19 protein-coding genes are annotated in these 24,368 nt (G+C 63.6%); 5 read left to right on the plus strand and 14 right to left on the minus strand.

Translation table 11 applies throughout. The annotated features are described in order from the left end of the window. Window positions 1-66 precede the first annotated feature (66 nt). From ABIA40_RS18465 to ABIA40_RS18485, 5 genes are all read right to left on the minus strand, one after another. A complete protein-coding gene (locus tag ABIA40_RS18465) occupies window positions 67-3,162 on the minus strand; it encodes a MexW/MexI family multidrug efflux RND transporter permease subunit (RefSeq protein ID WP_036025801.1) in 3,096 nt (1,031 codons plus the stop codon). Between the two features lie 69 nt (window positions 3,163-3,231). Next, window positions 3,232-4,425, minus strand: a complete 1,194-nt coding sequence (locus ABIA40_RS18470; protein WP_036004727.1) for an efflux RND transporter periplasmic adaptor subunit — start codon at window positions 4,423-4,425, stop codon at window positions 3,232-3,234. A gap of 1 nt (window position 4,426) precedes the next feature. After that, the gene (locus tag ABIA40_RS18475; RefSeq protein ID WP_157281098.1) at window positions 4,427-5,128 is read right to left on the minus strand and encodes a TetR/AcrR family transcriptional regulator; all 702 of its coding nucleotides are present in this window, start codon (window positions 5,126-5,128) and stop codon (window positions 4,427-4,429) included. A gap of 139 nt (window positions 5,129-5,267) precedes the next feature. Further along, window positions 5,268-5,858, minus strand: a complete 591-nt coding sequence (locus ABIA40_RS18480; RefSeq protein ID WP_404542647.1) for a thiamine pyrophosphate-dependent enzyme — start codon at window positions 5,856-5,858, stop codon at window positions 5,268-5,270. Further along, on the minus strand, window positions 5,855-6,397 hold the full coding sequence (locus tag ABIA40_RS18485; RefSeq protein ID WP_404542649.1) for a phosphonopyruvate decarboxylase: 543 nt from the start codon (window positions 6,395-6,397) through the stop codon (window positions 5,855-5,857). The genes ABIA40_RS18480 and ABIA40_RS18485 overlap by 4 nt, the downstream gene beginning before the upstream one ends. Before the next feature lie 120 nt (window positions 6,398-6,517). Between ABIA40_RS18485 and ABIA40_RS18490 the strand changes: the two genes are divergently transcribed. The 5 genes from ABIA40_RS18490 (at window position 6,518) to ABIA40_RS18510 (ending at window position 15,174) form a co-directional block, all read left to right on the plus strand. Continuing rightward, a complete protein-coding gene (locus tag ABIA40_RS18490) occupies window positions 6,518-7,738 on the plus strand; it encodes a cytochrome P450 (protein ID WP_404542652.1) in 1,221 nt (406 codons plus the stop codon). 230 nt (window positions 7,739-7,968) lie between these two features. Next, complete coding sequence (rocD, locus tag ABIA40_RS18495) at window positions 7,969-9,183, plus strand: ornithine--oxo-acid transaminase (protein ID WP_404542654.1); 1,215 nt, start codon at window positions 7,969-7,971, stop codon at window positions 9,181-9,183. A gap of 640 nt (window positions 9,184-9,823) precedes the next feature. Continuing rightward, on the plus strand, window positions 9,824-11,278 hold the full coding sequence (locus tag ABIA40_RS18500; protein WP_271545401.1) for a Spy/CpxP family protein refolding chaperone: 1,455 nt from the start codon (window positions 9,824-9,826) through the stop codon (window positions 11,276-11,278). Window positions 11,279-11,378: 100 nt separating this feature from the next. Next, complete coding sequence (locus tag ABIA40_RS18505; RefSeq protein WP_404542656.1) at window positions 11,379-11,765, plus strand: YybH family protein; 387 nt, start codon at window positions 11,379-11,381, stop codon at window positions 11,763-11,765. A gap of 37 nt (window positions 11,766-11,802) precedes the next feature. After that, the gene (locus tag ABIA40_RS18510) at window positions 11,803-15,174 is read left to right on the plus strand and encodes an AAA family ATPase (RefSeq protein WP_404542658.1); all 3,372 of its coding nucleotides are present in this window, start codon (window positions 11,803-11,805) and stop codon (window positions 15,172-15,174) included. Between the two features lie 124 nt (window positions 15,175-15,298). Here the strand turns inward: ABIA40_RS18510 and ABIA40_RS18515 are convergent, their stop codons facing one another. The 9 genes from ABIA40_RS18515 to ABIA40_RS18555 all read right to left on the minus strand — a co-directional run bounded on the left by ABIA40_RS18515 (window position 15,299) and on the right by ABIA40_RS18555 (window position 24,321). Continuing rightward, window positions 15,299-15,640 (minus strand): hypothetical protein, encoded by a 342-nt coding sequence (locus ABIA40_RS18515; RefSeq protein ID WP_333919950.1) that lies wholly within the window; start codon window positions 15,638-15,640, stop codon window positions 15,299-15,301. Between the two features lie 16 nt (window positions 15,641-15,656). Then, window positions 15,657-16,520, minus strand: a complete 864-nt coding sequence (locus ABIA40_RS18520; protein ID WP_404542660.1) for a sugar phosphate isomerase/epimerase family protein — start codon at window positions 16,518-16,520, stop codon at window positions 15,657-15,659. Beyond that, on the minus strand, window positions 16,520-17,710 hold the full coding sequence (locus ABIA40_RS18525) for a dihydrodipicolinate synthase family protein (RefSeq protein WP_404542663.1): 1,191 nt from the start codon (window positions 17,708-17,710) through the stop codon (window positions 16,520-16,522). The genes ABIA40_RS18520 and ABIA40_RS18525 overlap by 1 nt, the downstream gene beginning before the upstream one ends. Window positions 17,711-17,839: 129 nt before the next feature. Then, window positions 17,840-18,991: a Gfo/Idh/MocA family protein gene (locus ABIA40_RS18530; RefSeq protein ID WP_271545410.1), complete on the minus strand. Its 1,152-nt coding sequence runs from the start codon at window positions 18,989-18,991 to the stop codon at window positions 17,840-17,842. Continuing rightward, complete coding sequence (locus tag ABIA40_RS18535; RefSeq protein ID WP_404542665.1) at window positions 18,988-20,334, minus strand: hypothetical protein; 1,347 nt, start codon at window positions 20,332-20,334, stop codon at window positions 18,988-18,990. Before ABIA40_RS18535 ends, ABIA40_RS18530 begins: the two co-directional genes overlap by 4 nt. A 251-nt stretch (window positions 20,335-20,585) precedes the next feature. Beyond that, window positions 20,586-21,416 carry an ABC transporter ATP-binding protein gene (locus ABIA40_RS18540; protein WP_271545667.1) on the minus strand — a complete coding sequence of 277 codons (831 nt, stop codon included), beginning with the start codon at window positions 21,414-21,416 and terminating at the stop codon, window positions 20,586-20,588. Between the two features lie 14 nt (window positions 21,417-21,430). Continuing rightward, window positions 21,431-22,423 carry an ABC transporter substrate-binding protein gene (locus ABIA40_RS18545; RefSeq protein WP_271545413.1) on the minus strand — a complete coding sequence of 331 codons (993 nt, stop codon included), beginning with the start codon at window positions 22,421-22,423 and terminating at the stop codon, window positions 21,431-21,433. Between the two features lie 56 nt (window positions 22,424-22,479). After that, complete coding sequence (locus tag ABIA40_RS18550; RefSeq protein WP_128263494.1) at window positions 22,480-23,289, minus strand: ABC transporter permease; 810 nt, start codon at window positions 23,287-23,289, stop codon at window positions 22,480-22,482. A 324-nt stretch (window positions 23,290-23,613) separates the two neighbouring features. Next, on the minus strand, window positions 23,614-24,321 hold the full coding sequence (locus ABIA40_RS18555; protein ID WP_271545416.1) for a TetR/AcrR family transcriptional regulator: 708 nt from the start codon (window positions 24,319-24,321) through the stop codon (window positions 23,614-23,616). Window positions 24,322-24,368: the final 47 nt, after the last annotated feature.

Raw genomic sequence — 24,368 nt, forward strand, 5'->3', positions numbered from 1 at the left:
GACCCAACGAAAAGGGCGGCAGCGGATCACCGCTGCCGCCCTTTCGGGACTAGCCTGCCAACGGCCTCAGGTCGGCCGTAGCGCCTTTGAATCGAGGTCCAGCTCGCCGATCTGCTTGTTCCGCTCCGAATCGGCCGCCGCGCGATGGTCGGTCGCCAGCACCACATAGACTGCCGGCAGCACGAACAGCGTGAACAGCGTGCCGATCGACATGCCGGCGACGACAACGAGACCGATCGAGAAGCGGCTGGCCGCGCCCGCGCCGGTCGCGGTCAGGAGCGGGATCAGGCCGGTCACCATCGCGGCCGTGGTCATCAGGATCGGCCGCAGACGGATGCGGGCCGACATCTCGATGGCCGAGCGGCGGTCGAGCCGCTCGTTAACCTGGAGCTCGTTGGCGAACTCCACCATCAGGATGCCGTGCTTGGTGATCAGGCCGACCAGGGTGAGCAGACCGACCTGGGTGTAGATGTTTATGGTTGCCATGCCGAAGAACAGCGGGATCAGCGCACCGACGATCGCCATCGGCACCGAGATCATGATGACCAGCGGGTCGCGCAAGCTCTCGAACTGGGCCGCCAGCACCAGGAAGATGATGATCAGCGCGAAGCCGAAGGTGATGGCAAGCTGATTGCCTTCCTGCACGTATTGCCGGGAGTCAGCCAGATAGTCGTGGCTGAAGCCTTGCGGCAGCTTCTTGGCCTCGCCTTCGAGGAAGTCGACCGCAGCGCCGACGGTCACGCCGGGCATCGGCACGGCGGAGAACGTCGCCGAATTGAGCTGGTTGTAGTGCGTCAGCGAATTCGGATCGGTCTTGGTCCTGATCGAGACCACGGTCGACAACGGAAGCTGCTGCCCGGTGTTGGTCGTCACATAGTAGCCACCGAGCGATTCCGGGGACAGCCGCTTGCCGCGCGGCACCTGCGGAATCACCTGATAGGAGCGGCCCTCGAGGTTGAACCGGTTGATGTAATTGCCGCCGAGCAGCACCGCGAGCGTCGAGCCGAGGTTCTGCATGTTGACGCCGAGGTCCTGAGCCTTGGTGCGGTCGATCGTCACCTCGACGTTCGGCTGGTTGTAGGCGAGGTCGCTATCGGAGACGATGAACATGCCGCTCTTGCGTGCAGCCTCCTTCAGCTTCTCCATCTGCTCATAGACGGTCTGGAAGCTGGCCGTGGAATTGATCACCATCTGGATCGGCAGACCGCCGGGTCCGCCCGGCAATGGCGGCAGGTTGAACGCGAACGCCTGCACGCCCTCGATCTTGGAGAGCTCGGCCTGCACCAGCGGCTTCAAGGCGATCGACGAGCGTGTGCGCTCGTCCCAGGGCTTCAAGAGCATGCCGGCAATGCCGCCTTGCGGGCCGTTGATGCCGTTCAGCACGAAACGCAGATCGGTCTCGGGAAATTTCTGGAATTCCTTGTCGAGCTTCTCGCCGTAGAAATCGACATAGTCGATGTTGGCGTATTTCGGCGCCTTGGTCACCGCGAACACGATGCCCTGATCTTCCTCGGGCGCCAGCTCCTTCGAAGTGTTCATGTAGAGGAAGCCGACGAGTCCCAGGATCGTCACGGCGAACAGGCCGGTGATGGCCTTGTAGTCGAGCGAGCGGTCGAGCTTGCGGCCATACCACCGCGTCATGGCGCCGAACACCCGGTTCACCAACTTGGCGAAGCGGCCCTCTTCGGTGTTCTTCAGCAGCACCGAGCACATCATGGGCGACAGCGTCAGCGCGATCACGCCTGATACGATGACCGAGCCTGCGAGGGTAAAGGCAAATTCGCGGAACAGCGACCCGGTGAGGCCACCGAGGAACCCGATCGGCGCGTACACGGCGGCGAGCGTGATGGTCATAGAGATGACCGGCCCGACGATTTCGCGCGCGCCTTGTAGCGAGGCCTGGACCGGCGTCTTGCCCTCCTCCAGATGGCGATGGATGTTCTCCACCACGACGATGGCATCGTCAACGACGAGGCCGATCGCCAGGACCATCGCGAGCAGGGTCAGCAGGTTGAAGCTGAAGCCCAGCGCCAACATCATCGTGCAGACGCCGATCATCGACAACGGAATGGTGACGACGGGAATGATGACGGAGCGCAGCGAGGCCAGGAACAGGAAAATGACCACGATCACGATGATGACGGCTTCGCCCAATGTATTCCGCACCTCGTCGATCGAAGATTGGATGAACTTGGTCGAGTCGTAGGCGACCTTCATCTTCATCGAGGGCGGGAGGTTGCGTTCGAGCTCGGGGAACAGCGCGCGCACACCCTTGACCAGCGTCAGCGGATTTCCCTGTGGCGTCGCCTGCACGCCAATGAAGATCGCGCGCTCGCCGTTAAAGGCGACGCTGGCATCCGTGCTCTGGGCTGCAAGCTCGACGGTGGCGATGTCCTCCATCCGCACGAAGCCGCCGTCCTTGGCCTTGACGATCATCTTCTTGAACTGATCGACGTTGGTCAGGCCCGTGTTGGTCGAGACGTTCGAGACGATCAGATAGCCCTTGGTCTGACCCGCCGCGGACTGGAAGTTGTTGGCCTGGATCGCCGCCGCAACGTCAGCCGGCGATACGTTGCGGCCCGCCATCTTCACCGGATCGAGCCACAGCCGCATGGCAAAGGTCTGGCCGCCCAGAATGTCCGCCGAGGCGACGCCGTCGACGGTCGACAGCACCGGCTGCACCACGCGCGTCAGATAGTCGGAGATGGCCGAGCCCGACAGCTCGTCCGAGGAGAAGCCGAGATACATCACGGCCGTGGTCTGGCCGGTGGTCTTGGTGACGATCGGGTCGTTGGATTCCTTCGGAATCAGGTACTTCACCGAATTCGTCTTCGCCAGCACCTCGGTGAGCGCCTGGTTCGGATCGAAATTCAGCTTGATGTAGACCTGGATCGTCGAGGTGCCGAGCACCGAGGACGAGGTGATGTAGTCGACGCCTTCGGCGGACGCGACCGCCTGCTCGATCGGCGTGGTGATGAAGCCCTGGATCAGGTCTGCGGACGCGCCGGGATAGACGGTCGTGATGTTGATGACCGTATTCGACAGCTTCGGATATTGCCGGATCGGCAGCACCATTGCCGCGCGCAGGCCGATCAGCAGGATCAGCAGGCTGACGACGACGGACAGGACCGGTCGTTTGATGAAAATGTCGGTAAAGGCCATCGCGGGCGATCTCGATTTCTTTTTTTCAAGACGCGTGATCCGGCCGGGCCGGATCACGCGAGGATATTGTCAGTAGCGCGGCGGCTGCGCCGGGATCTGCGGGGCCGGATCGGTCGAGATCGATACCGGCGCGCCTGATTGCAGCTTGAGCTGGCCGAGAGCGACGACCTTGTCGCCTACCTTCAGGCCCTTGACGATTTCGACGCGACCCTCGACCCGGTTGCCGGTCTGCACGAAGGTGCGCACCGCCGACAGGCTGGTCTTGCCGTCTTCTTCCTTCTTCTCGGTGATCACGAACACCGAGTCGCCGTACAGCGTGTAATCGACTGCCGTTTCAGGCACCGTGATCACGGCCGGCTTCTCCGGCAGCACCACGGTCGTGGTGACAAACATGCCGGGCTTCAGGATCTTCTCCGGATTGGCAATCGTGGCCTGCACGCGGATGTTGCGAGTATCGGTCGAGATCTGGGGCTCGATCGTGGTGATCTTGCCCTCGAAGGTGCGGCCCGGATAGGCGTCGACCTTCAACCGCACGACCTGGCCGACCTTGAGGCTGCCGGAATCCTTTTCCGTCACCGTGAAGTTGGCCCACAGCTCGGACAGATCGGTCAGCGACACGATCGCCGTGCCGGCGGTCAGATACTGGCCGACCTCGACCTTGCGCATGCCGAGATCGCCGGCGAACGGCGCGCGCACCAGCTTCTGCGAGATCAACGCCTCGGTCTTGGCGATGCCCGCCTGCGCCTGGTCATAGGCAGCCTGCGCGGTATCGACGGTCGCCTGCGGACCGAACTGGCGCGAGGCCAGCTGCTTGGCGCGTTCAAGCGACAGCTGCGCGACGGTCGCTTGCGCCTTGTAATTGGCGAGATCGCCCTGCTCGGGCGCGTCGAACAGTTGCACCAGCGGCGTGCCGGCCTCGACGCGCGTGCCCGGCTCGAACTTGATCGCGGTGACACGGCCGTTGACGTCGGCGCTGACGTCGACCTGATGCACGGCAACGAGGCTGCCGACCGCGGTGAGCAGGTTCGGCACCACCTCGGACTTCGCCTCGGCCGCGCTGACGGCGGTCGGCGGCGGCTTGTTGTTGGCGAAGAATTGCTTGATCATCTGGCCGCGGAAGTAATTGAACCAGACGAGCCCTCCGACGAGCACGGCCAGAAGCGTGCCAACGATGATGAACCAGCGCACTGGCCGGACCGGACGCTTGGGAGCCTTGTTGTCGATCGGTTGCCCCGAAATCTTGTTTTCGGCCACGATGTTCATGTCATGCACTTTCTGCAATCGCCGCCCGGTTCGCATCCGCGGCCTGATTGCGGCCCAGATGCGAAGCAATTGCGGCGTCGTTAAGTCCGATACCCCTCAGGAGAAACTCACAGAGCTGCCGCTCCAGGTCGGTCGCCCTGCCATAAGCAAGACAGGGCGTGGCCGGCAGCCTGGTCAGCGCCGCGGTCATCACCGCATGATGCGCGAACCAGAACAGGTTGAGCGGATCGCCAGAGCAGGGCCGCGCGTCACCGCTCGCAACCGCACGCTCGAGCGAGGCGACGAAGACAGCGCCGATCAGCGTCTCGATCTTGGCATACAGCAATCGGGCGAATTCGCCGTCATCCAAATGGCTCGTGGCCATTAGCCGCAGGCGCTGGGCCTCTTCCTGATCGGGACCGTCGGCGATCTGGAGGAAGTGTTCGACCATGCCGCGGATCACCTCGACCAGCGTAGCCGTCGACGGCTCGCGCTCGAGCAGCTCCATCAGAGCGGGATCCGCCTCGCATTCGTCGCTGAGGATCTCGGCGTAGAGCGCCGCCTTGGACGGGAAATGCTTGAACAGCAGCGCTTCAGAAATGGCAGCGGCGGCCGCCACGCTCTTGGTCGTGGTGCCGTTATAGCCGTGTCGGGCAAAGCAGCGCTTTGCGGCGCCGAGGATCAATTGACGCCTCAGGTCGCTCGTCATACGCAATGAGCTCATGCTGGGTGAGTAAGCACTCACCCACGCAGGAGTCAAGCACTATGTTGCATCGCAACCTGCATGCGACCTAGAATCAATGGAAATTGGTCGAGCCTGCACGGCCCGCGTGCAGGCGTTCGGCAAGGGATTGAGGGACCGCCTAGATCGGCTGGAAGCCGAGGTCAGCACGGATCCGGTTGACGATGTAGGTCCCGTCCCGCGTCGGCAGAATCCGCTCCAGGCCGGCGCTGTCGATCTTCACATTGGCAAAGCGCGGACCCGCGGAGACGTCATGGACGACTTTGGCGAAGGCCTCGACCTCGGCCATGGTCGTGACGGCCCGGCTGTCGTTAATGCCGCAAGCCTTGGCGATGCCGACGAGGTCGGCGGCGGCGGAGGTGTGGCTGGTCTGGCCGCCGGTCTCGCCATAGGCCTCGTTGTCGAGCACTGCGATCGAGAGGTTGGCCGGCTTCTGCAGGCCGATGGTGGCAAGGCTGCCCATGCCCATCAGCATCTCGCCGTCGCCGGTAATGACCAATACCGGCAGCTTCGGCTGCGCCAGCGCCAGACCCAGCCCGATCATCGCGGCGCCGCCCATGCCGCCCCAGAGGTAGAAGTTGCGGGCGTGGTCGCCGGCGGCGCACATGTCGTTGGTGGAAGCGCCAAGGCCGCCGATCGCGACGACATCCTTGCGGTTCGCCAGCAGCGTGGACACCACCTGCCGGCGGTCGAGGAGATTGGCCTTGCTCATTTGGTGAAAACCTTGGCGCCGATCAGGCGCTGCGACAGAAGGACGGCGGTGGGCGTCAGCGCGTTGTACGCTTGCGATGCGGCGGCCTCCAGCACGGCCGGCACCTCGGCTGCGTGCGATGCGCGCAGCACCTTGACGCCGGAGAGCTCGAACACGCCTTGCGTGGTCGAGCCCATCGGCACCTGCCATGGATTGAACTCGCCCCACTCGCCACGCATCGTCACCAGCGTGAGGAACGGAAAGCGCAGGATCGGGATCAGCGACAGCATGTTGATGCAATTGCCGACGCCGCTCGACTGCATCAGCAGCACGCCGCGCTGTCCGCCGGCCCAGGCGCCGGCGAGCAGCGCCACGCCCTCCTCCTCCGTCGTCAGCGCGATGCCACGCATGGTGGAGGAGTCCAGCACGCGCTGGATCAGCTTTGAATGACCGGCGTCCGGCACGTAAGGCACCTGCCGGACGTCGAAGCGCTGCAAGGTCGCGAAAATATCGTCGGGCCAGCTCGGCGCCGTGTCGGCAGCGTCAGCGCGTGCGTGCATTTTCCCGTCCGGTCGGCTAGCAAGGTGCCAAGACTAAAGCTGCAAAGACTGTAGACGCAGGCATGCGCCAACCAGAACAACAAAAACGGCATATCGGCTTTAACCGGCGAGTATAACGGGATGAACGCAGATGCGAAGGCGCTGGCGGCAAGCTTCGACCTCGAGAAGCTGACGCCGGAGTTCTACGACAACCCCTATCCAACCTATCGTGCACTGCGGGAGAACGAGCCGGTCAAGCGCCTGCGCAGCGGCACCGTGTTCCTGACCCGCTACGACGATCTCGTCACCGCCTACAAGAACACGAAATCGTTCAGCTCGGACAAGAAGCGCGAGTTCGCGCCGAAATACGGCGACACCCCGCTCTACGAGCACCACACCACCAGCCTCGTCTTCAACGACCCGCCGTCGCACACTCGCGTGCGCCGCCTCATCATGGGCGCGCTGTCGCCGCGCGCGATCGCCAGCATGGAGGGGGACCTCATCAAGCTGGTCGACGGCCTGCTCGATGCCATCGAAACCAGGGGCGCTTGCGAACTGATCGAGGATTTTGCCGCTTCGATTCCCATCGAGGTGATCGGCAATCTGCTCGACGTGCCTCACGAGGAGCGCGGGCCGCTGCGCGACTGGTCGCTGGCGATCCTGGGTGCTCTCGAACCCGTGGTGTCGCCCGAAGTAGCTGCGCGCGGCAACAAGGCGGTGGCGGACTTCCTCGCTTATCTGCAGACGCTGGTGTCGCGGCGGCGCGCAAAGCCGGGCAATCCCGAGCGCGACGTGCTGACGCGTTTGATTCAGGGGGAAGAGAACGGCGAGCGGCTGACCGAGAACGAGCTGCTGCACAATTGCATCTTCCTGCTCAATGCCGGCCACGAGACCACCACCAACCTGATCGGCAACGGCCTGGTGGCGCTCGACCGGCATCCCGATCAGAAACAGCGCCTGATCGAGAACCCGGACATGATCAAGACCACGATCGAGGAGGTGCTGCGCTACGAGAGCTCGAACCAGCTCGGCAACCGCATGACCACCGAGAAAGTCGAGCTCGGCGGCGTCATGCTCGAGGCCGGCACGTCGGTGACGCTGTGCATTGGCGCAGCCAACCGCGACCCCGCGCAGTTTCCCGACCCCGAACGTTTCGACATCGCGCGCACGCCGAACCGGCACCTAGCCTTCGCCACAGGCGCGCATCAATGCGCAGGCATGGCCCTGGCGCGGCTGGAAGGGGCGATTGCGATCTCGCGCTTCCTGGCGCGCTTTCCGAACTATGCCGTGAGCGGACCGCCCGTGCGCGGCGGACGGGTCCGGTTCCGCGGCTTCTTGAGCGTGCCCTGCGCGCTTGGCTGAGGGGCCGGCAACCAAACTGCGAAAACAACCCCATGCACAGTAGAGCCTGGGTCACGGAACGGTGCCCTGTGGCGCGGCAGAACCACCTGACATTTCGGGACTATCAGGCCGCGCCGCGCCATCGGCGCATCAAGGCTTCCGAGCTGACAAACTGATACCCACATTCATTTGGGCGCGACACGCCGGTGCAGTCGATTGACGCCCCCCACGCTGCAATGGAGTGACGACAGATGAGCGCGTCGGTCATTGATTTCATCGCAACAGAAGCACGCTTTGGGGCCCGTAATTACGAGCCGATCGGGGTCGTCCTGTCGCGTGGCGAAGGTGTCTGGGTCTGGGATACTGAAGGCAACCGGTACCTCGATTGTCTGTCCGCCTATTCGGCGGTCAGCCAGGGCCACTGCCACCCCAAGATCCTGGCGGCGATGGTCGAACAGGCGCACAGGTTGACGCTCACCTCGAGGGCTTTCCACAACGACCAGCTCGCCTTGTTCTACGAGGAGATCGCCGCGCTCACCGGTTCCCACAAAGTGCTGCCGATGAACAGCGGCGCCGAGGCGGTCGAAAGCGCGATCAAGTCGGTCCGCAAATGGGGCTACGAGGTGAAGGGCGTGCCGGACGGCCAGGCCGAGATCATCGTCTGTGCCAACAATTTCCACGGACGCACGCTGGGCGTCGTCGGCTTTTCAACGGACCCCGAGACACGCGGACACTTTGGGCCGTTCGCGCCGGGCTTCAAGGTCATCCCGTTCGGCGACGCCGCGGCGCTTGCGGAAGCAATCAACCCAAACACGGTCGCCTTTCTGGTCGAGCCGATCCAGGGCGAAGCCGGTGTCGTCATTCCTCCGGCCGGCTATTTCACTGAGGTCCGGGAGCTCTGCACCGCCAACAACGTGATGCTGGTGCTCGACGAGATCCAGACCGGGCTCGGTCGCACCGGCAAGCTGCTCGCCGAAGAGCACGAGGGAATTGAGGCGGACGTGACGCTGCTCGGCAAGGCCCTGTCCGGCGGCTTCTATCCGGTCTCGGCCGTGCTCTCGAACAACGACGTGCTCGGGACTTTGCGGCCCGGGCAGCATGGCTCGACCTTCGGCGGCAACCCGCTTGCCTGCGCCGTGGCCCGCGCGGCGATGCGCGTGCTGGTCGAGGAAGGCATGATCGAGAACGCGGCGAGGCAAGGCGCGCGCTTTCTGGAGGGGTTGAAGGACATTCGCGCCAATACGATCCGCGACGTGCGCGGGCGCGGCCTGATGCTGGCGGTCGAGCTGCATCCCGAGGCCGGACGGGCACGCCGCTATTGCGAAGCGCTCCAGGCCAAGGGCATCCTCGCCAAGGATACCCATGAGCATACGATCCGCATCGCCCCACCGCTGGTGATCACCGGCGACCAGGTCGACTGGGCGCTGGAGCGGTTCGCCGCGATCCTGACGCAGGATTTCTCTTGAGACTGGCTGCGTCGGAAGATCGCAATGCCGGCCGTGGCCAAGGACGAACGATTCCACGGTCTGTGCGTTGAAAGTCGTGGGCGATTACGAGTTGGGAGCTAGAATCATGCTTCCGCGTGGCGTTTGCCTGACGGCTGTTTTGGTTGGCGTCTCGATGCTGACGACGAGCGCGTCGGCTCAGGGACCTCACGGACACGGACGGGGTGGAGGACCACCAGGACCAGCCGCAGCGCCGCCATCAGCACCACCGGCCATGGCACGCCCGGCAGCACCACCGGCTATGGCTCGTCCAGCCGCACCGCCAGCAGCACCGCCAGCCATGGCACGTCCGGCCGCGCCGCCAGCCATGCCGCAGCGACCGGCGATGGCGCCACGTCCGGCGCCGCACATCGCCTCACCGCCACCGCGTCCGACCCCACAAATCAGTGCCCCCCGAGCCGCCCCGCAGGTGGCAGCGCCCCGCCGCGAATTCCAGCGCCCGCCGGCAGCGCCGCAACGTCCGGCGATGGCGCCGCGGCCGACGCCGCAGATCGCCGCCCCTTCGCGCCCAAGTGCCCCCCCGGCCGTGAGCGAGCGATCGGGACCGCCGCGTGAGATGCTTTCGCGCCAATCCGCGGAACGCCAAGACCGCATCGACCGCTTGCAGCAGCGCGTGCAGCAATTGCAATCGCAGAAGCCGGAAGGCGCAAGGGCGCAGCAACAGCAGCAACGGTTGCTGCAGTCGCAGAGCCGTCTTCTGGAGCGCGAGCAACGCGTGCAACAGCGTTCGCAGCAGGTGGAGCAACGGCAGCGCGACATGCTGTCGCGCCAAACAACGGAGCGCCAGGCCCGCATCGAACGCCTGCAGCAGCGGGTGCAGCAATTGCAGTCGCAAAAGCCGGAAGGCGTGCAAGCGCAACGGGCGCAGCAGCGAATGCTCCAGGCGCAAAACCGCTTGCTTGGCCGAGAGCAGCGCGCGCAGCAAATTGACCTGGCGCGCCAGCAGCGGCTTGGGCTGCAGGCTCCGGCGGAGCGCGCTCCGGCACTTGCAGCCGCTGCGCAGGCCGCCGAGCGCGGACGGTTCGCGGAACGCTTCCGCGAGCAGTCCACTGCGCTGACCCAAGCGGCTCTCGTCACGCGCCAAAGCGGCTGGGCACCCCGGCAGGCCTGGCGTCACCGTCATCCCGCGGTGTTCGTGGCTTGGCTTGGGCCCGTGTTCTGGCCTTACGCCTATTCCGACATCTTCAACTACACGTTCTGGTCCTATGGCTACGAGCCCGGATATTGGGCGTACGCCTATGACGACTTCGTCGACACCGTGTTCTGGGGCGGTGACGGCCCTTACTCCGCTTATGCTAGCACCAACCCGTATGACACTCCGCAAGCCGGCGGCGGCTACCGCGCGCGCCAGCGTGCCAGCGTGAGCCCGCAGACGCTTCAACAATTGTGTGCCACGCCGGACAAGGGCGTGACCGCCTGGCCGCTTGCCGATATCGCACAGGCGGTGCGGCCGACGCCGGAGCAACGCGCATTGTTGGATGAGCTGAAGACGGCGGCGGCCAACGCTGCCGGTGTGTTCAAGGATTCCTGCGCGGAGACTTATGCACTGACTCCCCCTGGCCGCTTGCGCGCGATGATGAACCGCATCAGCGCGACGCTTGAAGCCGTCAAGATCGTTCGTCCGGCACTGGAGAATTTCTACAACTCGCTCAGTGACGAGCAGCAGGCCCGCTTCAACGCGCTTGGCCCCAATGTCGGCGAGCGCTCGCCGCAGCAGCAGGAGGCGAGTAGCGAGGGCTGTGGCGATCCGAAGTCCGGGCTCACGCAGTTGCCGATCCAGAGGATCGAGGCTGTGCTCCACCCGGCCGGCAAGCAGAAGGAGGCGCTCGACCGCCTCAGTGAAGCGACGGCGAAGGGCGTTGAAAGCCTACAGGCAGCCTGTCCGAACGATGCGCCGCTGACACCTGTCGGACGGCTGGAGACGATGCAGCATCGGCTCGAGGCCATGTTGACCGCCGCCAAGCTGGTCGAACCCGCCCTGGACGAGTTCTATGCCACGCTGAGCAGCGAGCAGAAGGCGCGCTTCAACAGGCTGCAACAGGTCGCAGGCCAATGAGGGCGTCGCTTTCTCTCGTTGCAATTTACGCAGCGGTCGACCAAGCGGGGTGACGCAATCGTTCTCCAACGAAAGCAAGCCCGCGATTGAGGGAGGGATCATGACAGCCTTAGCTTCCTCCATAAAACACGACATTGCTGCGGCGTACGCCGCGTGGGATTCAGCATTCAACAAAGCAGATGCCAGGGCTATCGCGGCGACTTACGTGCCAGACGCCAAATTGTTGCCGCCAACGCATCAAGTGATATCCGGTCCGACAGAGATCGAGAGCTTCTTTGCTGGGCTGTTTTCAAGCGGATTCACCGATCACAGGTTGGTCCTCATCGACGCCGGCGGAGATGAGAAGATCGTCTACGGCACGGCCCATTGGAGCGCCAACGGTAAGACAGAGGATGGCGCCAGCCAACCTGCAGGCGGGATCGCAACCCACGTGTTTGAGCGTCAGGCAGATGGTTCGCTGAAGCTGAAGTTGCATACGTTCAATTGAGCTGACCGTTGCCTGATGCGGCACGAGGAGGCTTGTCGTGGATATCGCGCAATGGCTTTGCGGTCTCGGGCTGGAGCGCTACATAAAGACCTTTTGTGACGCTGAAATCACGTCCGAAATTTTGCCAGAACTGACCGAAGCCGACCTGCGGGAGCTTGGCTTGCCACTCGGCCCACGCAAGGCTGTGCTAAAGGCAATCCATGCACTCGCTCCGCCGATCACCCCGGTGGCTGTCAACGCCAATGGACCTGCCGACTACGCGAAGCCATCGATCCCTTCGGACGCGGAGCGTCGACAGCTCACAGTCATGTTCGTCGACCTGGTCGGCTCGACGGCACTTGCTTCAGGGCGGGATCCCGAGGAGTTGCGTGACCTCTTGCAGGCCTACCATAACACCGTGGTGGGCGAGATCGACCGATTCGAAGGCCACATAGCCAAATTCCTGGGCGATGGCGTTCTCGCTTATTTCGGCTGGCCGCGGGCGCACGAAGATGAGGCGGAGCGCGCCGTTCGCGCCGGGCTTCGAGTGACCAAGGCGGTCGCCTCCCTTACCGAACCGGGTGGTGCAGCGCTCGCCGCTCGCGTCGGCATCGCAACCGGTCTGGTCGTGGTCGGCGAGCTGATTGGCGAGGGAGAGGCTCGCGAGCGCGCAGTCATCGGCGAAACACCAAACCTAGCCGCCCGACTGCAAGATCTGGCCAACCCAAGTGATGTGGTGATTGCGGAATCGACCCGCCGCCTACTCGGCGAAGCTTTCACGTACCACGACCTCGGCACGGTGCCTCTCAAAGGTTTCCCGGAACTGGTGCAGGCGTGGCTTGTCATTGGTGAAGGCGCGGCAGAGAGCAGGTTCGAGGCCCGGCATGGCTTGGCAACGACCGCACTGGTCGGACGGAATGAAGAACTTGCATTGCTCCTGGATCGCTGGGAGCGGGCGAAAGAGCGGGAAGGACAGATCGTCCTGCTCGGCGGCGAAGCCGGCATTGGCAAGTCGCGGCTCGTGCGAGCCTTACGCGACCAGGTCGCCCGTGTGCCGCACACGCCGCTGAGCCATTTCTGTTCACCATTTCATACCAACACCGCTCTGTATCCCGTCGTTGGCCTCCTTGAACGGGCAGCGGCAATACGGCGGGAGGACGCTTCCGACGAACAGCTCGATAAACTCGAGGCCATGCTCGCGCTTGGTGCGGACGATGTGCATGAGAGCGCGCCGGTTCTCGCGGATCTCTTGGCAATCCCGACCGGGGAGAGATACCCGCCCCTCGCACTCAGTCCGCACCAGAAGAAGGAGCGAACCTTCCAGGCCCTTCTGGAACAGATACAAGGCTTAGCGACAAAACAGCCAGTGCTTGCCGTCTACGAGGACGTCCATTGGGCGGACCCTACTATGCTCGAATTCCTCGATCGGCTTGTCGACGAGGTGCAGCGACTTCCGATTTTGATGATCGTTACCTTCCGGCCCGAGTTCATTCCGCGCTGGACGGGTCATGGACATGTGACAGCGCTCTTTCTAAGCCGGCTGGGACGTCGGCAAGGGGCGGCAGTCGTTGACCGGATCACGGGCGGCAAAACACTCCCTCAGGAGGTGCTTGAGCAGATTCTGGCCAAGACCGACGGCGTGCCGTTGTTCGTCGAGGAGCTCACCAAAGCCGTCGTCGAATCCGGTCTGCTCAAAGACCACGGCAGCCGTTATGAGCTGATCGGCCCATTACCGCCGCTGGCGATCCCGACGACGCTGCAGGACTCCTTGATGGCCCGGCTTGATCGATTGGCGCCGGTCAAGGAAGTTGCCCAGATTGCAGCTTGCATCGGACGCGAATTCGGACACGATCTTCTGCGCCTTGTAACGGCGCTCGACGAGCACGCGCTCCAGCATGCTCTCAATGACCTATTGGCCGCGGAACTGATATTCCGTCGTGGCGTACCTCCGAATGTTGGCTACAGCTTCAAACATGCGCTGGTGCAGGACATCGCGCACGAGAGTCTTCTAAAGAGCAAGCGGCAGCAGATCCATGCCCGCATAGCTGCAGCTCTCGAACAACATTACCCTGCCCGTGCTGAGGCAGAGCCGGAGACGATCGCTCTGCATCTCACCGAGGGTGGACTGGCAGGAAAGGCGGTGGACTATTGGCTGCGGGCCGGCCTCATTGCGGCCGGGCGTTCCGCAAATCTCGAAGCGATCACTCATCTCACAAGGGGGCTGGAGGCACTCAGGTCCAATCCACAAGGGCCGGAGCGCGATCGCCAGGAGCTCGCTCTGCAAACAGCAATCGGAGGTCCACTGATTGCCATTCACGGATACACGGCTCCGCAGCTTGGCACAGCCTTCAGCAGGGCTCATGCGCTCTGCTATGAACTCGACGACACGGGCGCCTTGTTTTCCACCCTTAGCGGCAAATTCATCTTCCACTTCGTGCGCGGCGACTTTGCTGCCATGCAGAGCCTCGTTGCCGAGGCGCAGCGCGCCGCCGAGCGCACCAGTGACACAGCGCTGGAACTAGCTGTGCATCGTCTGGCCGCGCTCACCGCCATGCATGCCGGTGATTTTCTGACCGCACGCTCGGAGTTCGAAACGATCTTGAGTCGCTATCAGCCGGAGGCGCATCGGCCGCCACCTGTGCACTACGTACATGACCCAAAGGCCTCGGCGCTACCCTACTTGGCGATTGTGCTTTGGGTTCTGGGTTACCCCGAACAGGCTCAGCGGACTAGCCGTGCCGCATCTCAATACGCTATTGAGTTGAATCAGACGAACCTTACCGCGCATGTGCAGGTCTATGGCGGGGCGGCCACTGCGGAGCTAATGGGTGACGTGGCGGCCGTCAAAGCGCACGCCGAGGCCATCATCGATCTCGCCGATCAGAACAGCTTGAACTATTGGCGCGAGAGCGGCCTCATCCTGCGGGGCTGGGCCATGGCCCAAGAGGGCAACGTGGAGGGCGGCCTGGCGCTCATGCGCCTCAGTCTCAACGAGCGGAACAGGCTCGGAGCCAGTTGGTACCAGGTTCGGTACTTATGGATGCTCGCGGCCACCTACCTCCACTTAGGTGACCACGACAACGGCGTCGCTGCCCTTGCCGAAGCAAAGGTCCTTGCCGCCCGCAGCGACGAGCATATGTGGGAGGCAGAACTTGCATGCATCGATGGCGAACTGCACCGAATTCGCGGTGCTCCAGCTGACGAGGTCGAGGGGTATTTGCAAACTGCACTCAAGGTCGCCCAAAGCCAGAGCGCAAAGTCCTTTGAATTACGTGCCGCAATGCATTTGGCTCGGCTTTGGCGCGACCAGGGTAGGATAGCCGACGCGCGGTGCCTTCTTGGCTCGGTTTACGGCTGGTTTACGGAAGGCTTCGAAACGCCGGACCTTCGTTCCGCCAAGGCGCTCATGGAGGAGCTTTCCCAATCATGATCGCGCGCCTTTTCAAGCTTCAGACGTTGCCGTACAGCGAGCACACGGGTGATACGGCAACCCTCTACTTGCGTGATTTTATGAGTACACGGCCTTTCCTCACGCGGCGGAAATCGTCTTCCGCTCAGCACTTCGCATCTGTGATCGCTTGAGGCTGCTCTACCTCATTCAAGACGATGGCGTTGCATTGTTGGAAATGGGAAGATAGCTCGAGGTCAGCCAGATGATCCCAGTATTCTGCCTCTGCGAGCAGCTTCCATTTGTTCATGCTGTTGTACGCGGCCTGTTGACGGCACAGTGAGCTCATCGCACGCAAGCGTCGCACTTTCTCCACTGCGAACCTCCCTCCGCGCCTGCTTGGTTGCAAGCGCATTTGTGTCGTCAGAGCTTCGCAGATCGAATTGACGAGTGATAGTTCGGGATTCAACGGAAAAATCGATGATAGCGCAATCGTCTGACTTTTCACGAGACACTCGAGGCAACTACACCACCGTTCTATGCCGCGTGATGCAGGTGCGAAGCACCTCGTCCATCGGCTTGCCCCACCAGTCGTTGGAGAAAATCTCGATCTCGGAATAGCCGGCAAAGCCCTGCGCTTCGACGGCCGCGCGCACCGATTTGATGTCGATGACGCCGTCGCCCATCATGCCGCGGTCGTTGAGGATGTCTTTTGTCGGCACCAGCCAGTCGCAGACATGGAACGCCAGCAGGCGGTCCCGGCCGGCGCGTGCGATCTGGTCCATCAGCTCCGGATCCCACCAGATGTGATAGACATCGAGCGCGACGCCGAGCATGCCGGTGCGGCCGGGATCGAGCCGGTCGCAGATATCGAGCGCCTGCTTGGTTGTGTTCACGCAGGCGCGGTCGGCCGCATAGGCCGGATGCAACGGCTCGATCGCCAGCGGCAGCTTGGCTTGCCTCGCGTAGTCGAGCATGTCAGCGAGCGCTTCCTCGACTTGCCCGCGCGCTGCCACCAGATCCTTCGAAGCCTCACTGCCCGGCCGCGAATATTGCGGCAGGCCGCCGACGACGAGGACGATGCAGGGCGCGCCTAGTGCCTTGGCTTCATCGACACAGCGCCTGTTATCGTCGCGCACTTCGCCCCGGCGCGAGACATCCGAGGTGAACATGCCGCCGCGGCAATAGCCTGAGAGATCAAGGCCAGTCTCGCGCACCGCGCGCGCGGCGCGGTCGAGACCGACGTTCGTGACCTGGTCACGCCAGGGATCGATGGCTCGGATGCCGTGACGTGCGCAGGCATCGATAATCTCGATGAGGTCACCCTGCTTGCGGACCGTCGCCGTGTTCAGCGACAGCCAGCGGTGATCGGACGAAAAAGCGCGCATCAGGATTCGATACCGTGGGTGGCGAGCACGGTCTTCATCCGTTGCGTCGCGAGTTCAGGATTGGCGAGCAGGCCGGCCTTGTCGGCGAGACGGAACAGCTCGGCGAGATGCAGCGTGGAGCGGGTGCTCTCCTGTCCGCCGACCATGGTGAAATGATCCTGGTGGCCGTTGAGGTAGGCCATGAAGACGACGCCGGTCTTGTAGAACCGCGTCGGCGCCTTGAAGATATGACGCGACAGCGGCACCGTCGGGCCCAGCACGTCATGGAAGCCAGCCTCGTCGCCGGCCGCCAGCCGCGACAGCGCGTAGGACGCCGCCGGCGCGATGGCATCGAAGATGCCGAGCAGCGCGTGCGAAAAGCCTTCGCTGTCGCCGGCGATCAGCTCCGCGTAGTTGAAATCGTCGCCGGTGTACATCTTGATGCGCTTGTCGAGCCGGCGACGCATGTCAATCTCGCGCTGCTTGTCGAGCAGCGAAACCTTGACGCCGTCGACCTTGGCGGCGTTGCCGTTGATGATGGCGACGGCAATGTCCATGGCCTTGTCGAGATCCCTCGTGCCCCAATATCCCGCCAGCGCCGGATCGAACATGTCGCCGAGCCAGTGGATGATGACGGGCTCACGGACCTGCGAAAGCACGCGATCATAGACTTTGGCGTAGTCGTCGGCATTGCGACCGAGTTTTGCGAGGGCCCGCGAGGCCATCAGGATGATGCGGCCGCCGACTTTCTCCACCGCCGAGATCTGCTCTTCATAGGCGCGGATGACGTCGTCGAGGTTTCTCGCGTCCTCCACTGCGAGATGATCCGTGCCTGCACCGGAGAACACCAGCGCGTTGCGGCGCTTGGCGGCGGCGACGGAGCGCGTGATCAGCTCCAGCGAGGTCGGCCAGTCCAGCCCCATGCCGCGCTGCGCGGTGTCCATGGCTTCGGCAACGCCGAGACCGAGGTCCCAGACGTGCTCGCGGAAGGCGATGGTCCTGTCCCAGTCGACCGCGGCCGACAGCCAGGGATCGTTGTCGGCGAAGGGATCGGCAACGGTGTGCACGGCCGAGAAGGCGATGCGGTTCAGCGGCCCTTCGAGCTTTGCGGGAAAGGTGCGCGAGGCCGCGAGCCGATAGGTCTCGATCGAGCGATCGGGCTTGGGGAGCTTCAGCGACAAAGACGAGATCGGTTGGACTGGCTTGTTCATGATTTCGAACCTCTCCTCGTCATTGCGAGCGAAGCGAAGCAATCCAGACTGCCTCCGCGGAAAGATTCTGGATTGCTTCGCTTCGCTCGCAATGACGGCTCAGTAGACATCGGGATTATCCGACTGACCTCAAACCTTGATGGGGGCGACGTCGATCCAACGCCGCTCCTTCCAGCTCTTCAGCGCGCATTCGGCGAGCTGCACGCCCTTGGCGCCTTCGAGCAGCGTGAACTTGTAAGGAGCGTCCTCGTAGACGTGGCGGATGAACATTTCCCACTGCTCTTTGAAGCCGTTGTCGTAGGTGACGTTATCGGGCAGCTTCTGCCAGTCGCCGTAGAAATCGTGCAGCCGCTTCTCGTCGGGATTCCACACCGGGCGCGGTGTCGCCTGCCGCGCCTGGATCATGCAATCGGTGAGTCCCGCGACCGCCGAGCCGAGCGTACCGTCAACCTGGAAGGTGACGAGGTCGTCGCGATAGACGCGCGTGACCCAGGACATGTTGATGTGGGCGATGATGCCGCCTTCGAGCTGGAACGTGGCGTAGGCGGAATCGTCCGCGGTCGCCTTGTACTTCTGGCCCTGCTCGTCATAGCGCTCGGGGATATCGGTGTTGCCGATGCAGCTCACGCTCTGGACGTTGCCGAAGAGGTTGTCCAGCACGTAGCGCCAATGGCAGACCATGTCGAGGATGATGCCGCCGCCATCCTCATCGCGATAGTTCCAGGACGGCCGCTGCGCCTCCTGCCAGCCGCCCTCGAATACCCAATAGCCGAACTCGCCGCGCACCGAGAGGATGCGGCCGAAGAAGCCAGAATCGCGCAGGAAGGCAATCTTCTTCAGGCCCGGCAGAAACAGCTTGTCCTGCACCGTGCCGTGCTTGACGCCCTTGGCATTGGCGAGCTTCACGACCTTGACGGCTTCCTCGAAATTGGTCGCGATCGGCTTCTCGCAATAGACATGCTTGCCGGCGTTGATGGCCTGGGTCAACAGGCCGGGCCGCGCCTGCGTGGTCGCGGCGTCGAAGAACATGGTGTCGTTCTTGTCGGCGAGCGCGGCATCGAGATCGGTGGTCCAGCGCGTGATGTTGAAGCGCTTGGCGAGCGCCTCGACCTTGTCGGCGCTGCGGCCGACCAGGATCGGATCGGGCATGACGCGGTCGCCGTTCTTCAAGCGGACGCCACCCTGGTCGCGGATCGCGACGATCGAGCGGATCAGATGCTGGTTGAGCCCCATGCGGCCGGTGACGCCGTTCATGATGAGGCCGAGGCGTTGCGTGGTCATGCCAATTGCTCCTGAGATCTTGGCTGGGCGAGCGGGCGCAATGCCGACCAGTCCGGATGGACCGACGAGGCGAAGCCCGCGCAATGAAGCGATCCCGTCAGGAGATCGCCGTCGTGAATGGAGAGGCGGATGCCCCGCCCGGCATCGGCATAGAGATCGGGATGCGCGGCGGCGTAGGCCTGAGCTTCTGCTATGGGCGTTTCACCAAAGCCATCGACGTAGTGGTGGCCGTTGCGTTCGGCATGGGGAACGCCAAGGAAGGCGCCGAGCGCAAGATCCTGCTGCAGGGCAAGGCCCGCCTGGCAGGTGAGATCCTCGCCGGTGACGAAAAAGGTCTCGCCCTCCGCGGTCCATTTCGCTGCGCGCGTGGCGTTGATGATGGACTTGTAAAATCCCTTGCAGGATTTCGAGGAGATGCCGCGATAGCCGAGCGCCCGTGCTGCCGGGAACGCGTCGTAGGAATCGTCGGCTTCGTCGATGATGAAGCCACGTGTGCCCAGCGCGCCGAGCGGCGATCGCCGCGTGATGTCGCGCGGCATCGGCTGCTCGACATAGAGCAGGCGCGCGGCAATCGGGCGTAGCGCGGCGTCGCGATTGAGCCCGTCCATCAGCGCCTGTAACGCGGCGAGGTCCGCATATTGCTCGTTGGCGTCGAGCGTCACCCTGGTGTCGTCTTCGAGCGTCGCGAGCTCCTTGCCGATGCGGGCAAGCCGTGCCGCATCGGCTGCGGGATCGCCCGATAGTTTGAGCTTGAAATAGCGCGCACCGCCGTTCTCGCTGCGATCGGCAACGCCGCCGGTCCCTTCCACGACATCATCGAGGCCGACGGTGTGCCTGACGGCAACGCGCGCCAGCGCCCCCCGGCCGGCGAGGAACGTCCGGATGTCCCTCTCGCTCACGTCAGGAGATAGTCGCGCATCGATGCCGGCGATGTTGCCGGCCATGCCGTCGAAGAAGTTGGCCTCCGCACCGCGCAGCAGCGCGTCGAGGATCGCCTTGTCGATCTCAGCGGGGCCATAAGCCGCCGCAAGGGCCGGAATGTTCTCCTTCGCACAGATTGCGACCTGGGCACCGATGCATGAGGCATGCAGATCGAACGCCGTCTGGAATCCGGTCCGTGCCAGATAGAGCCCTCGCGCGATCTGAAGCGAGCGTTGCAGACCGTCCACCGTCTGCGCCGGCGACAGCTCCGGCCGCTTGTCGAACCATTTTGGCACCAGCAGTTCGGCGCTGGCACCGACCGCGGTTCCCCTGCCCTCGACCTCGATCTCGGCCCGCACGAACAGCTGCGGCGTCGCGTTGATCGTGATCGCACCGAAGCGGAACGGCCGCGCGAACTGCACGGGACGTTCGAAGAAGGCGATGTCTCGCAGCTTCAGGGCGGGAGGACATGGTGTTAACTGGCTTCCGAGATGTCGCGCAGGCGGCGGTGCACCTCTCCCGCTTGCGGGAGAGGTCGGCGTGCAGCGCCGGGTGAGGGTTTTCTCCTCTGGGGGAGTGTCCCGATGTGGAGACACCCTCTCACCAGCCCTCCCCCGCAGGCGGGGGAGGAAGCGCACTGTGCTTGCCGCAATCGACGAGAGTCCCACGGCCGTCAATCCAACGCCCCTTGCGAGAAGAAATGCTTGCGGATGCGCTGCACGAGCTCGGTGAACACCGGGTCTGCCATCGCGTCGAGCGAGCGCGGACGCGGCAGCGGCACGTCGTAGATCGCGGCGATCGCGCCGGGGCGCTCGGTCATGACCAGCACGCGGTCGGCGAGGAACACGGCTTCCGGAATCGAATGCGTGATCAGGAGCACGGTCTTCTTCGTCTCACGCTGGATCCGCATCAATTCGACATTCATGCGCTCGCGCGTCAGCGCGTCGAGCGCGCCGAACGGCTCGTCCATCAGCATGATCTTCGGGTCGTGCACCAGCGCGCGGCAGATCGAGGCGCGCTGCTGCATGCCGCCGGAGAGCTGCCAGGGCAGCTTCTTCTCGAAGCCTTCGAGGCCGACCAGCTTCAGCAGCGACTTGGCGCGGTCGAGATATTCCTGCCGCGGCAGCCGCTTCATGTCGATCGGCAGCATCACGTTGCCCAGGATGTTGCGCCAGGGCAGCAGCAGCGCGTTCTGGAACACGATGCCGACATTGCCGTGCGGCGTCGTCACCTTCTGGCCCTCGACCAGGATCTCGCCCGTGGTCGGCGCCAGCAGGCCCGAGATCAATTTGAGCAGCGTGGACTTGCCGCAGCCGGAAGGGCCGACCACGACGAAGAACTCGCCGTCATTGATGTGGAAGTCGAGCGGCCGCAGCGACGGCACGTCGCCGTCGCGCGTCCGGTAGGTCTTCGACACGCCCGACAGCTTGATGCCCGACGCATCACCGGCAGCCCGGTCGCTCACCAGTCTCAGATGAGCGGCCGACTGCGCGGTTTCACTCATGACAGTCGCAGGTTTCACGAGCCGCTCTTCGGCAGGTAATCGCTGGTGTAGAAAGCCTTCGGGTTCTCCTTGGCCTTGGCGTCAAGGCCGCCATATTCGACCAGCAGATTGACGGTCTCGGTCATGTTCTGGTCGGTGACCTGGAACGGCCGCTTGCCCTTGGTCTCCGCGGTCCGGTACAGCGGGATGGTCAGCTCAAACCCCTGCGTCAGCGTGTCGATCTTGCCGCCCTTGGGGTTGGCATCGAGGATCGACTGCGCCGCCGCCTTCGGCTCCTTCTCGGCAGCTTCGACCGCCTTCGTCGTCGCCGACATGAAGCGGCGGACGAGGTCCGCATTGGCCTTCACATAGTCGGTATTGGCGATGACGCCCGAGGAGACCATGTTGATGCCGTAGTCGGCGAACTTGATCGGGTAGACCTCCTTGCCCGTCGCGTCCTTGATCTTCATCGACTGGTCCATAACGTAGCCGAGCAACAGATCGGCCTGGCCGTTGATGACGGCGTTGAGCTTGGTCTGACCGTCGCCGGCGACGGTCTTGAAGTCGCTCTCCTTCAGGCCCGTCTTCTTCAGGAACAGCGGCCAGATCTGGGTCATGGAGTCCGCGGGCGTGATCGCCACCGTCTTGCCCTTGATGTCCTCGGGCTTCCTGATGTTCTTGTCGGCGAAGCCCATCGCGGACATCGGGGAGGTCTGCAGCAGCACGCCGGTTGCAACCACGGGCGCGCCCTTGATCGCGGCGCGCATCATGGTGGGGACGTCGACATAGCCGAAGTCGGCGGTCTTGGCGGCAACCGCCTGCGTGGTCGCAGCCGAGCCGCGGCCTTCCTGGATCTCGAGCTCGATGCCTTCGGCGGCGTAGATGCCCTTGGCCTTGCCGTAATAGAACGGCGCGTGCTCGCCATAGACGTACCAGTTCAGCATCAGCACGACCTTGTCGGCTGCCTGCGCCGGCATGGCTGCGAACGCCATCAGTGCTACGGATGCAGCTCCAATCAACCGCTTCATCGTTTCTCTCCCTTGCCGTTGTTGCGTCGGCCGTTGGCGGCCGCTCGTTGCTTTAGTCAGGATGCAAAGATCACGTCCTCGCGCTGGCTGACATGCCAGGGAATGACCAGCTTCTCGATGCGGTCGACGATCCAGAACAGGACCACGCCGAGCAGCGCCAGGATCACCAGCGCCGCGAACATCGTCGGCAGGTCGAAGGTGCCGATCGAGCGCTGCATCACGTAGCCGATGCCGGAATTGGAGCCGACGAACTCGCCGACCACCGCGCCGACCACGGCCAGCGTCACCGACACTTTGAGGCCGGAGAAGATCGCCGGCAGCGCATGCGGCAGGTTCACCGCGCGGAACACCTGCAAGCGGCTGCCCTGCATGGCGCGGGCGAGATCGACCATATCGGGGTCCACCGACTTGAAGCCCTGCACCGCGGAGACCACCACCGGGAAGAAGCCGAGCAGGAACGCGGAGATCACCTTCGGAATGATGCCGAAACCGAACCAGACCACGAACAGCGGTGCGATCGCGATCTTCGGCACCGATTGCGAGAACACCAGCAGTGGATAGATATAGCTCTCCACCGTCTTCGAGCCCGCGATCAGCATCGCGACGGGAATGCCGAACAGCGCCGACAGCAGGAAGCCGCAGACGGTCGCATAGGTGGTCGGCCAGGACTGGCGCAGCAGCTCCGGCCATTCGGTGCGCAGCACGGCGACGACGTCGAGCGGCGCCGGGATCTGGTACGCGGGGATTCTGAACAGCCGGATCGCGAGATCCCAGGCGACGACGATGAAGACCAGGAACAAGAACGGCCGAACCCAGGCTGCATTCAGCAGCTTGGAAACAGCGTTTTGCGGCTTCGGCTCGGCCAATTTTCACTCCCGGCAGTCTTCTTCGTTATGGGGAGAAATTAACCCGTTGGATAAATACTGTCCAGAGCTTTCCCTGTGACGTTTTGTGCTCGAGGTTCCGGGAGCTTTTTGGGGACCGGACTATCGCCTTCCGTGTCCCGGACGCGCTGCAATGTAAGCGTTGCTGCGCTGCGTCCGGGGCACGGGGGCGGAGTGAGGTGCACGCCGCTTCCACGTGGTCATTGCGAGCGCAGCGAAGCAATCCAGAAACTTTCCGCGGAGACAGTCTGGATTGCTTCGCTGCGCTCGCAATGACGGAGCAAGGCGCCCCATCATGGCTACGAGCTACACCGCCTGCACGATCGCGGCGCGCGACTTCGGCGTCTTCGCGATCTCGAACAGCGCCGCGGATTGCCCCGTCAGCGCGGCCAGCACAAGGCCCACCATATGCGCCAGCCGCTCGTCCTTGGCTTTCTTGTCCAGCAAGTCGCGGCCGAAGATCACGCTGAGCGTTGCCGAATTGGAGAGATAGAAGAAGCTGAGCGCCGCGATGGAGATGTAGAGCTGCACCGGATCGACCGCGACCTGGAAATCGCCGCTCTCGACACCGCGGCGCACCACGGTGCGGATCATCTCGACGAAGGGCGAGTGCATCGACTTGACCTTGGTCGATTTCTTCAGGTGCTTTGCGCGCGCGAGGTTCTCGGTCTGCAGCAGCGAGAGGAATTCGGGATTGCGCAGGAAGTAGTTCCAGGTGAACTCGATCAGGCGGCGGATCGCCTCGGGCGGATCGAGGTGCTCGAGATCGAGCCCCCGCTCCTCGCTGCGAATCTTGTCATAGGCGCCTTCGAGGACGGCGAGATAGAGCTCGTCCTTGTTGCCGACGTGATAGTAGAGCATGCGCTTGTTGGCGCCGGCCTTGGCCGCGATGCGGTCGACGCGTGCGCCGGCAAGACCATGGGCGGAAAACTCCTGCTTGGCGGCTTCGAGAATGCGCAGCCGCATCCCCTCGGGGTCGCGCTGCCATTTCAGAGTTCGCTTTGCCTTCGCCAAACCGGGTGCTCGCTGGGTGCTGACAAGACGCGTGTAGCACGCGAGCG

This window comes from Bradyrhizobium sp. USDA 223 (assembly GCF_044909005.1).
Taxonomy (GTDB): Bacteria; Pseudomonadota; Alphaproteobacteria; order Rhizobiales; family Xanthobacteraceae; genus Bradyrhizobium; species Bradyrhizobium yuanmingense.

What these genes read in the sequence shown, in the direction of transcription:
- ABIA40_RS18470 (WP_036004727.1), bottom strand. Translation starts at nt 4,425, where the DNA reads ATGAACATCGTGGCCGAAAACAAGATTTCGGGGCAACCGATCGACAAC.
- ABIA40_RS18540 (WP_271545667.1), bottom strand. Translation starts at nt 21,416, where the DNA reads ATGAGTGAAACCGCGCAGTCGGCCGCTCATCTGAGACTGGTGAGCGAC.
- ABIA40_RS18520 (WP_404542660.1), bottom strand. Translation starts at nt 16,520, where the DNA reads ATGCGCGCTTTTTCGTCCGATCACCGCTGGCTGTCGCTGAACACGGCG.
- ABIA40_RS18525 (WP_404542663.1), bottom strand. Translation starts at nt 17,710, where the DNA reads ATGAACAAGCCAGTCCAACCGATCTCGTCTTTGTCGCTGAAGCTCCCC.
- ABIA40_RS18505 (WP_404542656.1), top strand. Translation starts at nt 11,379, where the DNA reads ATGACAGCCTTAGCTTCCTCCATAAAACACGACATTGCTGCGGCGTAC.
- ABIA40_RS18485 (WP_404542649.1), bottom strand. Translation starts at nt 6,397, where the DNA reads ATGCACGCACGCGCTGACGCTGCCGACACGGCGCCGAGCTGGCCCGAC.
- ABIA40_RS18490 (WP_404542652.1), top strand. Translation starts at nt 6,518, where the DNA reads ATGAACGCAGATGCGAAGGCGCTGGCGGCAAGCTTCGACCTCGAGAAG.
- ABIA40_RS18545 (WP_271545413.1), bottom strand. Translation starts at nt 22,423, where the DNA reads ATGAAGCGGTTGATTGGAGCTGCATCCGTAGCACTGATGGCGTTCGCA.
- ABIA40_RS18530 (WP_271545410.1), bottom strand. Translation starts at nt 18,991, where the DNA reads ATGACCACGCAACGCCTCGGCCTCATCATGAACGGCGTCACCGGCCGC.
- ABIA40_RS18475 (WP_157281098.1), bottom strand. Translation starts at nt 5,128, where the DNA reads ATGAGCTCATTGCGTATGACGAGCGACCTGAGGCGTCAATTGATCCTC.
- ABIA40_RS18465 (WP_036025801.1), bottom strand. Translation starts at nt 3,162, where the DNA reads ATGGCCTTTACCGACATTTTCATCAAACGACCGGTCCTGTCCGTCGTC.
- ABIA40_RS18480 (WP_404542647.1), bottom strand. Translation starts at nt 5,858, where the DNA reads ATGAGCAAGGCCAATCTCCTCGACCGCCGGCAGGTGGTGTCCACGCTG.
- rocD (WP_404542654.1), top strand. Translation starts at nt 7,969, where the DNA reads ATGAGCGCGTCGGTCATTGATTTCATCGCAACAGAAGCACGCTTTGGG.